General features: G+C 30.8%; 11 protein-coding genes. All 11 read right to left on the reverse strand.

What is annotated here, in order from left to right:
* Positions 1–100 precede the first annotated feature (100 nt).
* Positions 101–1,990 carry a vWA domain-containing protein gene (locus tag HMPREF3131_RS02635; protein WP_070436441.1) on the reverse strand — a complete coding sequence of 630 codons (1,890 nt, stop codon included), beginning with the start codon at positions 1,988–1,990 and terminating at the stop codon, positions 101–103.
* A 12-nt stretch (positions 1,991–2,002) separates the two neighbouring features.
* Complete coding sequence (locus HMPREF3131_RS02640) at positions 2,003–2,794, reverse strand: ATP-binding protein (protein WP_017176334.1); 792 nt, start codon at positions 2,792–2,794, stop codon at positions 2,003–2,005.
* Between the two features lie 117 nt (positions 2,795–2,911).
* Positions 2,912–3,115 carry a DUF6501 family protein gene (locus HMPREF3131_RS02645; RefSeq protein WP_025987180.1) on the reverse strand — a complete coding sequence of 68 codons (204 nt, stop codon included), beginning with the start codon at positions 3,113–3,115 and terminating at the stop codon, positions 2,912–2,914.
* A 29-nt stretch (positions 3,116–3,144) separates the two neighbouring features.
* A complete protein-coding gene (locus tag HMPREF3131_RS02650; protein ID WP_070436442.1) occupies positions 3,145–3,960 on the reverse strand; it encodes a VOC family protein in 816 nt (271 codons plus the stop codon).
* Positions 3,961–4,266: 306 nt separating this feature from the next.
* Positions 4,267–4,443 (reverse strand): hypothetical protein, encoded by a 177-nt coding sequence (locus HMPREF3131_RS11285; RefSeq protein ID WP_170076340.1) that lies wholly within the window; start codon positions 4,441–4,443, stop codon positions 4,267–4,269.
* A gap of 197 nt (positions 4,444–4,640) precedes the next feature.
* Positions 4,641–5,948 (reverse strand): 2-oxoglutarate dehydrogenase complex dihydrolipoyllysine-residue succinyltransferase, encoded by a 1,308-nt coding sequence (gene odhB, locus HMPREF3131_RS02655; RefSeq protein ID WP_017176330.1) that lies wholly within the window; start codon positions 5,946–5,948, stop codon positions 4,641–4,643.
* An 11-nt stretch (positions 5,949–5,959) separates the two neighbouring features.
* Complete coding sequence (locus HMPREF3131_RS02660; RefSeq protein ID WP_017176329.1) at positions 5,960–8,767, reverse strand: 2-oxoglutarate dehydrogenase E1 component; 2,808 nt, start codon at positions 8,765–8,767, stop codon at positions 5,960–5,962.
* Between the two features lie 170 nt (positions 8,768–8,937).
* Positions 8,938–10,296, reverse strand: a complete 1,359-nt coding sequence (locus HMPREF3131_RS02665) for a HAMP domain-containing sensor histidine kinase (RefSeq protein WP_017176328.1) — start codon at positions 10,294–10,296, stop codon at positions 8,938–8,940.
* Positions 10,296–10,955 carry a response regulator transcription factor gene (locus HMPREF3131_RS02670; protein ID WP_017176327.1) on the reverse strand — a complete coding sequence of 220 codons (660 nt, stop codon included), beginning with the start codon at positions 10,953–10,955 and terminating at the stop codon, positions 10,296–10,298. The genes HMPREF3131_RS02665 and HMPREF3131_RS02670 overlap by 1 nt, the downstream gene beginning before the upstream one ends.
* A gap of 324 nt (positions 10,956–11,279) precedes the next feature.
* A complete protein-coding gene (locus HMPREF3131_RS02675) occupies positions 11,280–11,903 on the reverse strand; it encodes a phosphatase PAP2 family protein (RefSeq protein WP_017176326.1) in 624 nt (207 codons plus the stop codon).
* 17 nt (positions 11,904–11,920) lie between these two features.
* Positions 11,921–12,988, reverse strand: a complete 1,068-nt coding sequence (locus HMPREF3131_RS02680) for an undecaprenyldiphospho-muramoylpentapeptide beta-N-acetylglucosaminyltransferase (protein WP_017176325.1) — start codon at positions 12,986–12,988, stop codon at positions 11,921–11,923.
* Positions 12,989–12,997 lie beyond the last annotated feature (9 nt).

A 12,997-nucleotide genomic window follows, 5' to 3' on the forward strand; every position in this document is an offset into this window, starting at 1 on the left:
TATATGTTTGCAATATTTAACATTCTAGCACAAAAAGAATTGACAAGTCTATGTATGTCACAAAAATTTGAATATTATAAATCAATATACAGTTTAATTATTAGAAAGATTTTAATAATAATTTTTTTAGCAATGGTGATAAGTGACTCGGTAAATTTTCAACACCTTCTACAAATAATGCAAATTGTCCATAAATATTATGAATGGTTTCTTCAATATCTTCAGTAATAGGATCTTGGCTTAAAAAGACATTAAATACTTCGATTCCAAATTTACGCGCCATTTCCACAGCTTCATACGTATCTAAAATACCGTCTTGAGCATAGTTATACGCTGAAGGTTCCCCATCTGAAAAGATAATTAAGAAACGTTGTTGATGACTTCTTCTTAATAAACGTTCACTTGCAATTCGTATAGCTACGCCATCTCTATTATCATCTTGAGGATGTAATGACATAATGCGTGGTCCGCTTTTTTCCATGATTGAACGATCGTAATGAACGATTTCATCAATGATATTGGGTTGTTTTCGATCATCAGAGTCAAAAGCATCTTCATTAAAAGCAAGTATCTCATGTTTAACGTTGAGTGCTTTTAATGTTTCATGAAATAATACGACGCCTTTAATCGTTTCTTCCATTTTATCAAACATACTAGCAGATACATCAATCAGTAATGTAAAAGTCGCATCGAATGTTTTACTAAGGTCTTGTTTTTTATAAAACAATTTATATTGATCATCAATAAACCAATTGGTTAAATCACGTTGAAGACGACCTTTAGTCAAATTATGACGTTCGTCAACATGTTCTCTATCGATGGTTTTCTTTATAATCTGAATTAAATCTTTAGTTTCAAATTGTACTTCATTTTTAACTTGCTGGTAGCTTGAAATATACTCTGGCTCTATATCAGGTACTTTCCATTCTATTTCGACATTTTCATTAATACCACGTAAAGCAAATGATGGATTAGAACCTATAGAACCGCCTTCATCACGATCAAGTGCATGATTAGAGCCACGTCCTTTTTTCGTCATCATATCTGTCATATCATCAGTTGAATCACCTTCACGTGCAGTGTCGTTATCACTCATAACATCACTATTTTCACCTTCATGTAATTCCATTTCAAGATAAGCGTCACCTTCAGATTTACTATCTTGAGCGTTTGTTTCAGCTTCGGCTGATGTAGTGTCAGTTTCTTCGTTTGTATTATCTTGGCCATCAACATTACTTGCATCCATACGTTTGATATCCTCGTAAGACATTTCATGAATAGCTTCATATACTTTTCTAGGAAGATGATAATATTCATTTAACATGTCATGTGATAACATTTCATCGATTTGGAACATGACACGTTGTGCAAGATACATATTATCTTCAGATGATTCATTTTGGAAAAAATCAGGTAAATATTGAAACATGTGATTTAATATGTCATCTAATTGTGGATGTATCGTGGGTATATCAAAGAAGTTTTGACTTAAAAATGCGCGCTCTAAATATAAGAAAAGTAAATCTGTATATACCGTTTTTGTTTTATAGAATTTAATTTGTGATTCCGTATAAGATAATCGAGTTTTCACTCTTAAATCAATTTGTTTAGCAGTGCTAGGTCGCTCCTCTTTAATAAAATTAAAAACGCGCATATCTTCTAGCAATCTAAAGAGTTGATGATAAAATTTAGAATGGCTAAATTCATTATCATGAAGAACTTCATTTACGATAGCTTCGTCCATCATTTTATAACCATATGCAGCGAGCATGACATCTGTTTTTAACCCTGCACTTTCAATATCTTTTGGACGATGAGACCAAAACCAACTTGTAATTAAAGTATTATTAATAGGATCATAATAAGGGAACTTTTGAATTTTTACTTTAGTTTGTTCGTTTTTCAGTAGTAAGCGCGCTAAATCTTGTAACATCATGACTTGCTTAGCATCTAGCTGCTCATCATTAAATTTTATAAAACGATCACTCATAATAATCCCTCTCTAAAAGTTTAGTTCGATTGCATTTCTGATGGCTTGCTGTTCGCGTTCATCTTCAAGTTTATCGATAATTGTACGCTGAATTGCTCTCTCTATTGGCATAACTGTAATTAAGTCACTTAAGTCAATTAACGCACGAATACTAGCTGCTTCTTCTGAAATTTGTCCTTGTTTTGACATTGTACGTAAGTCTTCATTAAATTTAATGATTTTTTTAATTATATCATCATCTTGAAGCTGGCTTTGTTGTTTAATGACATCTTTAAGAATGTCTCCTCCAATGTAATCAACTTGTATGACAATAAAGCGGTTTTTTAATGCTTCATTCATTGGTAATGTACCAACATAGCCTTCATTTATCGCAGCAATTACATTGAAACCAGGGGCTGCTTTAATTACTTCTCCAGTAAATGGATTGGTTAACTGACGTCTATAGTCTAATACGCCATTTAAAATAGGTAATGTTTCAGGTTTAGCCATATTGATTTCATCAATATATAAGATATGACCTTCTCGCATGGCTTTTATAACTGGGCCGTCAATAAAAATAATTTCTTGTTGACCTTGTTCATTTGTTTTTATTGTTTTAAAACCTAATAAGCTCTCTGCGTCTAAATCAACAGAACAGTTAACTTGATGCATCGGCGTTTGGACTACTTCACTTAAAGTTTCAGCTAATCGTGTTTTACCAGAGCCTGTAGGGCCTTTTAATAAAATATTTTTATTTAAATTAAACAATGCTTGTGCATCATTGAATACAGATTGATCTGAATTGATATAATGATTATTTGGCATTTTAATATTCTCCTTTATAAGATGAAAAAATAGACCAAGAGCGTGTATAAATGTATAGATATTGGTACATCACTCTGAGTCTTAATTTAATCGTTATCTTTTAGAAATTGAATGTATTTAAACTTCTTTAAAATAATCTTTGTAATAACCACCTACTAGACCAGAGTTATCAATGATTTGATAATATTCTTCAGTTTCATTGATGACATCATATTGTTTTCCAATAGTAAGCATATCTGATACTGTGAATTTTTTTGCATCAGTATTAACTACCATCACTTGTTTAATTGGTGTGCGTGATTTCCAATCTTCATGTAACATTGCCATTTTAAATCCTCCAATAAAATGAATTATATTATTTTTTTTTCTAAAGTATATATGAAAGAGATGCCGCTACCTTCAGTAATGCGTAACGATTGAGCATCACCTTGATTTAATATTTGATAAGGAATACCAATTTCATCCAGTTCTTTTCGTGCATCTTCAAAGTCTTCAGTTGAATTTGTACTGAATTCAATTTGTTCCACAATTCCTTCTTCTTTTAATTCAACTTGTTCATTAGATTGATATAAATGAATTTCTCCACCAAGTCCACCATCTCCGATTTTAAATACCTGGACAGTTTGATCAGGAAATTCAGTAGATTCATATTCAGCATAATGCGTTAAATTAAATACATTTTTAAAGATAGAAGTTGTAACCAATAATTCGTTTACTTTAATAATTACTGGTCCCAACCCTTGAATTTGGTGAAGAGGATTAACAGCACTTTCAAAAGTAGGTGTGCCTAATCCAATACCAACATTCAGTTCATTAGAATAGATATCAAAAATTTGATGATTATCATCTTTAAAATTAAAGTGCTGATTACCGTTTAATTCAGTGATTGAACTAAATTGAATATTATTTTTTTCTAATATTTGTTGATATTCTTCTAAACCAGCATTCGATGGTGTTCTTAATCCCACGCTTGATATATGTACATTTCTATAATTAGGATTAGGAACTTCTACAAAGTGAAGTCTTGTACCAGGATTTAATTCAGCATCACCAAAACGTAATGCCTGTCTTTTTGTTGCAACATTAAGACCTAAAATATTATGAAATAAATTCTGTGTTTTTGAGAGATCACTTGTTCCAATCGTAACACTTCTTAGTCCACTCATTCATCGACACTCCCATTTATATATCTTTTCTTAAACATTATAACGTATTTTATATATGAATAATATGTTGAACGCTTAAATAAGAGTATTGTTTTTTATTATAAAATATACGTAAATAAAAATATTATAAATGATTAAAGTTTGTATAATAAATAACATATATATAAGATAATATATATGATATACCCCTCCCCTACCTTGTTTTATAAAGGTAGGGGGGTATATCATAGGTTATTTAATTGTCTAAAAACAAACTTGATAAATTATATAAAGTTCGTTTTTAACTTATTGTAGTTTTAATAATTATTATTTTTTAATAGATTCTTTTGTAATACTCTTAAGAATATTTGTTGTTTTTTGTCCAAATATAATACTTAATTTATCATTTTTATACATGTTAGCATCTGCTTTGGAAAAGTCATAAATGGATAATGAGGGATGCGCTTCTCTGCTATTTTTTATATTCTCATTATTAGGATACATTTACGTTATCTTCTTTTATTTCTATATTACATATTTATTTTTAACTAATGATAATATCGAAATATTCTAGCGTAATTTTTTTAATGCTAATATAACTAAAACTTAAAAAGAGTAGAATAAATTCATTATGAACTTATTCTACTCTTTATCAATTTATGATTAAGATTTCAATATATTTAGCGCTTTAATAAATGAAATTAAGATTCTAATAATAAGTCTTCTGGGCTCTCGATCAGCTCTTTAATTGTTTTTAAGAATCCAACTGCTTCTTTGCCATCAATAATTCTATGGTCATAGCTTAATGCAATGTACATCATTGGTCTGTTCTCGATTGTATCTTTATCAATAGCAATTGGACGAGTGATAATTGAATGCATACCTAAGATAGCAGCTTGATTACCATTAATAATTGGTGTACTCATCATAGAACCAAATACACCACCATTAGTGATTGTAAATGAACCATTTACCATATCATCTAATCCAAGTTTTTTATCACGTGCTTTTACTGCTAAATCTGCAATTGATTTTTCTAGTTCAGCAAAGTTTTTCTTATCACAATCTCTAACGAATGGTACTAATAATCCATCATCTGTTGAAACAGCAATACCAATATCATAGTATTGTTTAGTAATCATATCGTCTCCATCAATTTCAGCATTAACTTCTGGATATTTTTTGAGTGCTGCTACTGCTGCCTTAGTAAAGAATGACATAAATCCTAATTTAGTGCCGTCATGATCTTTAATAAATTGTTCTTTTTTACGTTTTCTTAATTCCATTACATTTGTCATATCAACTTCATTAAATGTTGTGAGCATTGCGGTATTATTAGATACTTCTAATAATTTTTTTGCAGCTGTTTTCTTTCTTCTAGACATTTTTTCACGAATCACTGGTTTATTAGGCGTATTAGCAGTTGATTTTTTAGATGTTTCTTGTTGTGAATTAGGTTGAGTATTTTGATTAGATTGACTTGTTTTTTGACGATTATCAACATCTTCTTTTCTTATCACATCGCTACCTTTTCCAGCTACTTCATTTAAATCAATACCATTTTTACGAGCATGACGACGTGCTGATGGCGTTGCATTCACTCTTTTATTATTGATTGATTCTGAGTCGTCATTTGAACTTGTATCGCTACCTTGTGCTTCAGTAGAAGTGCGTGGTGTTGAATGATTAGTTTCTGCAGAATCTGTTTTTATGTTTTCATTTTCAGAAGTTGAATCGTTATTTTGTGATTTGCTTGAACTACTTGTACTACCTTTACCTTCACCGACAATTGCAATAGCTTGGCCCACTTCTACAGTGTCGCCTTCAGATGCAAGTTGTTCTTGAAGTATACCATCTTCTTCAGATACAACTTCAACATTCACTTTGTCAGTTTCTAATTCAAGAATAGCGTCTCCTTTTTCAACATTATCCCCTATGTTTTTTAGCCACTCTGCAACTGTACCTTCTGTAATTGATTCTGCTAATTCTGGAACTTTTACCTCTGCCATTATATTTCCCCCTAGTTATTTTTGACACTATTTTCAATAATTTTATGTTGAACAAGTTTGTGAATTTCTCCATCACCTTCGGCAGGTGCTGCACGTTGTATTCTACCCTGATAACTTAAATTATATTGATGTCCAACAATAGATTTAAGATATGGGTAAACAAATAACCATGCGCCTTGGTTTTTAGGTTCTTCTTGAACCCAAGCAACAGATTCTAAATTTGGTAATTCTTCTAAAGCTTTTTTAATGTCTTCCTCTGGGAAAGGATATAATCTTTCCACAGCAATAAGTTGTATATTTTCATTAGGTTCTTTTGCTAATGTTTCTTTTAAATCAATAAACATTTTTCCAGAAGCTAAAATGACTTTTGTTACTTTAGCTTTTTGAGCATCTTCAACAATAATTGGTTTGAAACTGCCAGTTGTAAATTCACTAATTGGCTTAGCCACTGTTTTATTTCTTAACAAACTCTTAGGTGACATCACAATTAATGGTCTCATCGCTTCAGTATTTAAACTTTTAGCTTGTGCACGTAATAAATGGAAGTAGTTACTAGAACTTGATAGATTGACCACTGTACTATTATTTTCAGCCGCCAGTTGTAAGAATCTTTCTAAACGTGCTGATGAATGTTCAGGACCTTGACCTTCAAAAGCGTGTGGTAAGAATAAAGTTAGACCACTACGCTCGCCCCATTTGGCTCTGGCAGATGACATAAAATTATCAAAAATCATTTGTGCCATATTTGAAAAATCTCCATATTGGGCTTCCCAAATATTCATACTATTTTTATTTTCAACATTATATCCATATTCAAAGCCTACGACTGCAGCTTCTGATAATGGACTGTTATGCACTTCAAATGTTGCTTTTTGATTTGGTACATGGTGAAGCGGTGTATACGTATTGCCATTGTCTTCATCATGTAGTACAGCATGTCTGTGACTGAATGTGCCACGTTCACTATCTTGACCTGTCAAACGAATTGATATGCCATCTTGAACAATTGTTGCAAAAGCTAATTGTTCTGCTTGAGCCCAATCAACTAGGCCATTTTCATTTTCAAAAGGTTCTCTACGTTTTTCTAATACTTTATTTAATTTTCTAAATACCTGGAAATCTTCAGGATAGTTCAACATTGCATCATTAATTTCTTTCAAATGTTCAAAGCTAAACTCTTTTTTATCACTTTGTAAAGGTAACTGAAGCGATTCAGGTTTATTCATTACAGTACTATTCATTTTATCTGATTTATCAATTTTATCTTGAGCAGTACGCATTTCTTTTTGTACAGAATCAATGATTTCAGACATTTGTTCTTTCGTTAAAATACCTTCATCTACAAGTTTATTTCCATAAATCACTTCAACTGAATCATGCTGTCTAATATTGTGATATAACGTTGGATTTGTAATAGATGGTTCATCCATCTCGTTATGTCCATATCGACGATAACCTACTAAATCAATGACAAAGTCTTTATGGAATTCTTTTCTAAATTCCATAGCAATATCAATTGCTTCAATTGTCGCTTCTACATCATCTGCATTCACATGAAGAATAGGTACATCGTACCCCTTAGCGATATCTGATGAATACGTTGTAGAACGACCATCAATAGGTTCAGTTGTAAAACCAATTCGGTTATTTGTAATTATATGTAGTGCTCCGCCAGTTGAATAACCATTTAAATTACTTAAATTCATTGTTTCAAAATTGATACCTTGACCAGGATATGCAGCATCTCCATGAATAATAATTGGCATACCGTGATGGAAATCTGTAGTTGGTCCACCCGCATGATGTGTATCATCTTGAGCAGCACGTGTTTTTCCTATAACTACAGGTGCTACAATTTCTAGGTGACTTGGATTGTTTGCTAAAGAAATACATTGTTCAATACCATATGAAGAAGTAGTTTTAACGCCACCTAAGTGATATTTAACGTCTCCTGTCCAACCAGCAGTAAGTTTTAAACTGCCATCTTCAGGTAAGAATTTCATTGGATCCGTGTGCATAAATTCTGAGATCATCATTTCATAAGGTTTTTCTAATACATGTGTTAAAACATTGAGACGTCCCCTATGTGCCATTCCAATTTGAATATTCTGAATGTCCTCTTGAGCAGCACGCTTCAATGTATGTTGTAACATTGGCACTAATGTATCTACACCTTCAATTGAGAAACGTTTTGCTCCAACAAAATTCTTATGTAGATATTTTTCAAAACCTTCAACATGAGCAAGTGTTTTAAATAAGTTAATTTTTTCATCACTATTAATGGTAGCTTTATAAGGTGTTTCAATACGACGTTTTAACCAAGTACGTTCTTTATTATTGTTAATATGATTGTACTCAAACGCAATAGAGCCTTTATAACGCTTTTCCATACGCTTTAACGCTTCATAAGCATTATCGTATATATCACTAAAGTGATCTGATACGATACCAGATGAAATATTTTTTAATGTCTCTTTATTTAAATTAAAATCTTCAATTTCTAATTTTGGGATATGCGTTCTTTTAGGCGCATTTACAGGATAAATATCAGCCTTTAGATGACCATATTGTCTAATATTATCAATTAATCGCATGACACGTTTGATTGTGCTATCATCTGCTGAAGTACCACTCCCATCTGTGGTAAACTTAGCTTTAACTTGTGCTTCGCCATTTTTTATTGTACTAAAAAGCACTTGTAAATCATCTGAGACAGAAGTTGGGTCTTGAAGATAATCATCATATAAATCGAGCATAAGACCCAAATTTGCCCCAAAATTTACTGGAGCTTCTGTAACATCCCTTTTATCCTTTGCCATATTATACCCTCCACAAAATAGTTAAACCGCTTACAAAACCATCATAGCACTATTTTAACTATTGATAAAGACTATTGACTGAATATTATGTAAAAAGAAAAAATTCAATAAAGATAAACTTTTTTAATTTTATATTAATAAAAAAACACAGATGATAATCATCTGTGTTTTTATTTAAAATTGATTTTGAATGTTGTGAATTTATTAAGTTCACTATCTACAGAAATGTAACCTCCATATTGACTCACAATCTTTTCGGCAATTGAAAGCCCTAAGCCATTACCACCTTGGCTTCTTGCTCTAGATTTATCTACTCTATAGAAACGATCGAAAATAAATTCTTGATCTTCTTTTGGTATGCCTAAGCCATGATCGGTAATTTCAATACTTATTTGTTTATTACGCAATTGTGTTTTAATACATATATGCTTTCTCTCTTTATCATATTTCATAGCATTGTCTATAAAAATTAAGATTAATTGTTCAAATTGATGACGATTAATTTGTAAAACTAAAGGTTTTTGTTCTAATTCAATCTCAAATAGATAATCTGGATGCAATTGTTGAAGTGCCTTAATTCGTGATTGAATTTCTTCATTGATATCAACGTCCTCTTTTTCTAAGGATTGCATATTTACTTTATCTTTGGTTAATAATAATAATTCTTCTACTAGCTTTGTAATTCGATTCATTTCTTCTAGTGAAATATTTAAAGACTCTTCTAAAATAGCAGGATCTTTCTTACCCCAGCGTTTAATTAAATTTAAATGGCCTTGAATGATTTGAAGTGGTGTTCTTAACTCATGAGAAGCATCTTCAACAAATTGTCTTTGTTGATTAAAAGAGGCTTCAATTTGATACATCATTTCGTTGAAAGTTTCTATTAAATTGTCTGTTTCTTCATAACTTGTATCAAGTTCTAATTTATTTTGAAAACCATCGCGTCGTATTTGATTCATTTTATTAGACATTGTTACTAGCGGTTTTGTAATATTTTTAGAAATGAAATAGCTAATACATGCAGTAATCACTGTAGCAAGTAGACCAAAAACAACAGCAATAATATAAAGTGATTTTACTAAGTTGTTATAATGCTCAAGAGAATGAATGAGTACGCTATAACCTTTAAAGTTTGGACTATGAAGTGGTTCAGTAATAACTAAATACTCTTTTCCATTATTTCGCATTACTTGAATTCGATCGGTCTTTTGTAAATTATTATTAGGTATAAACTGAATCGTACTTTCATTAGATGATTTCATTATTCTTTGACCTGTATGATTGTAAATAATGACTTCTTCATAATTTTCTAATGAAGCACTTAAATCTAATATCGATATATTATTAATCGGACGCGTTTGAATTAAATTGACAATATCACTTAAACTATGTTCTGCTTCATCCACTTCTCCTTCTCTTAAAGTATCTTTTAAGAAGAATATAATAATAAGACAAAATAAAATAATTGTCGTAAACATAATCAATGTAGTGATAGTCATCCATTTATATTGTAATGTATGATTTTTCATTATCGAATCACGTATCCTACACCACGAACAGTTTCAATGACTTTTTCTTTATTGAAAGGTTTCAATTTATTTCTTAAATATCTGATGTATACATCAACCACATTCGTTTCTACTTCACTATTATATCCCCATACATGATTTAAAATTTGTTCACGTTGTAGTACGTGATTGCGATTCGTTGCTAATAGATACAATAAATCATATTCAGTTTTAGTAAAATCTAATTGCTTACCATCAACAGTTACTTTAAATGCATCAATATCTATTCTGATACCATTAATATCGATAATATCCTTATGAGGCTGACGACGTAATATAGCACGAATTCTTGCAAAAAGCTCCTCAATTTCAAAGGGCTTTACTATATAGTCATCTGCACCATAATCTAATCCAGTCACTTTATCGTAAGTATCACTTTTAGCAGTGATGATAATAATTGGTGTTGATTGCACTTGGCGTACACGTCTACAAATTTCTAGGCCATTTATATTTGGTAACATTAAATCTAAAATAATCAAATCAAAATCGTTATTTAATGCTTTTTCTAAACCAGGTTCCCCATCATATTCGATGTCCACCTTATAACCCTCATGTGTTAATTCTAATTCAAGAAATCTGGCTAAATTTTGTTCATCTTCGACGATTAAAATATTAGTCATTTTTTCAGACACCTCTTTTTTAATAAACGTATGACTTCTCATAACATAACCAATATTCTATCACAAAAATTATTTGTTAATAGAATGAATAAAATAAAAGTAAGATTTTAATTGACAATCGTTATCAATAAGTTATAATATTAATTGAAAATGATTATCAATTAAATCTAAGTTTCCCCCATAATTTAAAATACTTAGAATTATAATCATTTTCAAGCCATTCCCCCCTTAATTTATATGTCCGTAAATACTAATAAACGTTCGTTTTAAAACGAGACGTAAATAATAAATAAGTGCGCCAAATAAGGCGCACTTATTTATTATTTATAAGGTTGTAGGCTCATGTAATCCTTTTAATACTAAAGTTGAAAGAACGATACAGAAAGCACCTCCAATGATTCCTGCAATAATATCAGTTGGATAATGCACGCCTAAATAAACTCTTGAAATAGAAATGAGTAAAATAAGTGCCGCACATAGTCCAATAATGACGCCTTTTGTACTTCCTGATGCTCTACGCTGAGCAATATACATTGCACTTCCAAAAAATGAAGTCGAACCCATTGCATGTCCACTAGGAAAACTAAATCCAGAAATATCAATTAAACGTAGTAATGTTGGACGTTCACGATCAAAAATATTTTTTAGTAAGGGATTTAATATACTTGATAGTGACATTGTGATAACAAAAAATAAAGCTTCAATTTTGTAACGTTTAAGCATTAAATAAGCAACAAGCATTAATGACAAACAAACCATTGCCCATACTTCTCCAATTTTTGTTGCACCTAATAAAATAGATGTAGTAATAAAACTCTCCGATGCATAAATAAATTCATATACTTCATTATCAATCCATTTGCCTAAACGTGATTCATGGAAAAATGCAATGATGCCAAAGATTAATGTAAAAACAATGAGCAATGTAATGCGTTTCGTTCTATTCATCAATTGGTCCTCCTATATTAAAGCGCGTCGTTCAAGATTTTATTAAATAAGTCTTCTTTAGTATAACTTTCTTTATAAGATTCCATTTGATGAGTAATATCAGTACGGTGAGATTCAATTTGTTTTAATTGTTCGAGTAATTTGAATTGTGTAAGTTGATCTTCTGGAATCATTTTTCCATATCCTTTGGATTCAAAATATTTAGCATTGTCAATTTGATCCCCTCTAGATTGATCAAGTCCTAGTGGTATGAGCAACATTGGGATTCTTAAAGTCAAGAATTCATAGATAGCATTAGAACCTGCACGACTTACGACTGTGTCTGTAATAGATAATAAATGCGTTAATTCTTCTTTAACAAATTCATATTGAATATATCCTTTTTGTTTATAAGACTCATCTACTAATCCATGCCCTGTTAAATGAATGATTTGATAATCATGTAGTAAAGCTTCAAGATTTTCTCTAATAATATCATTTAATTTTTTACTACCTAGGCTACCACCCATAACAAGTAATACTTTTTTATCTGAATCAAACCCTGTTATTTCATAACCTTTTTGTTGATTACCTTCTTTTAAATCTTCTCTAATGGTTGCCCCTACAAAATCAGCTTTATCTTTAGGTAGATATTTAAGTGTATCTTCAAATGTTGTATATATTTTTTTTGAAAATTTTAAAGATATTTTGTTTGCTAAACCAGGAGTTAAATCTGATTCATGAATAATAGTAGGAATATTCAATGAACGTGCTGCTATAACAACAGGAACAGAAACAAATCCCCCCTTAGAAAATAATAAATCAGGCTTTTCTTTTTTTAGAACGCGACGGGCATCTAAGATACCTTTTAATACTTTAAAAACATCTTTTGCATTTTCAAATGATAAATAACGACGTAATTTACCACTTGAAATTGGGTAATATTTAATATTCGAAAGTTGTGATTCAATCATTTCTCGTTCAATTCCGTTTTTAGAACCAATATAAAAAACTTGATGTCCTTTTTCTAATGCAGTTGGAATTAAACTTAAGTTCACAGACACATGGCCTACTGTGCCGCCTCCGGTAAACGCAATTTTAGACATGATTATTAA

The sequence above is a fragment of the Staphylococcus sp. HMSC14C01 genome, assembly GCF_001808085.1.
In the GTDB taxonomy this organism is placed as follows: Bacteria; Bacillota; Bacilli; order Staphylococcales; family Staphylococcaceae; genus Staphylococcus; species Staphylococcus hominis.

Excerpts from the sequence above, each read along its gene's own strand:
- HMPREF3131_RS02645 (WP_025987180.1), bottom strand. The coding sequence starts at position 3,115 with ATGTTACATGAAGATTGGAAATCACGCACACCAATTAAACAAGTGATG.
- HMPREF3131_RS11285 (WP_170076340.1), bottom strand. The coding sequence starts at position 4,443 with ATGTATCCTAATAATGAGAATATAAAAAATAGCAGAGAAGCGCATCCC.
- HMPREF3131_RS02675 (WP_017176326.1), bottom strand. The coding sequence starts at position 11,903 with ATGAATAGAACGAAACGCATTACATTGCTCATTGTTTTTACATTAATC.
- HMPREF3131_RS02670 (WP_017176327.1), bottom strand. The coding sequence starts at position 10,955 with ATGACTAATATTTTAATCGTCGAAGATGAACAAAATTTAGCCAGATTT.
- HMPREF3131_RS02665 (WP_017176328.1), bottom strand. The coding sequence starts at position 10,296 with ATGAAAAATCATACATTACAATATAAATGGATGACTATCACTACATTG.
- odhB (WP_017176330.1), bottom strand. The coding sequence starts at position 5,948 with ATGGCAGAGGTAAAAGTTCCAGAATTAGCAGAATCAATTACAGAAGGT.
- HMPREF3131_RS02680 (WP_017176325.1), bottom strand. The coding sequence starts at position 12,988 with ATGTCTAAAATTGCGTTTACCGGAGGCGGCACAGTAGGCCATGTGTCT.
- HMPREF3131_RS02640 (WP_017176334.1), bottom strand. The coding sequence starts at position 2,794 with ATGCCAAATAATCATTATATCAATTCAGATCAATCTGTATTCAATGAT.
- HMPREF3131_RS02660 (WP_017176329.1), bottom strand. The coding sequence starts at position 8,767 with ATGGCAAAGGATAAAAGGGATGTTACAGAAGCTCCAGTAAATTTTGGG.
- HMPREF3131_RS02650 (WP_070436442.1), bottom strand. The coding sequence starts at position 3,960 with ATGAGTGGACTAAGAAGTGTTACGATTGGAACAAGTGATCTCTCAAAA.
- HMPREF3131_RS02635 (WP_070436441.1), bottom strand. The coding sequence starts at position 1,990 with ATGAGTGATCGTTTTATAAAATTTAATGATGAGCAGCTAGATGCTAAG.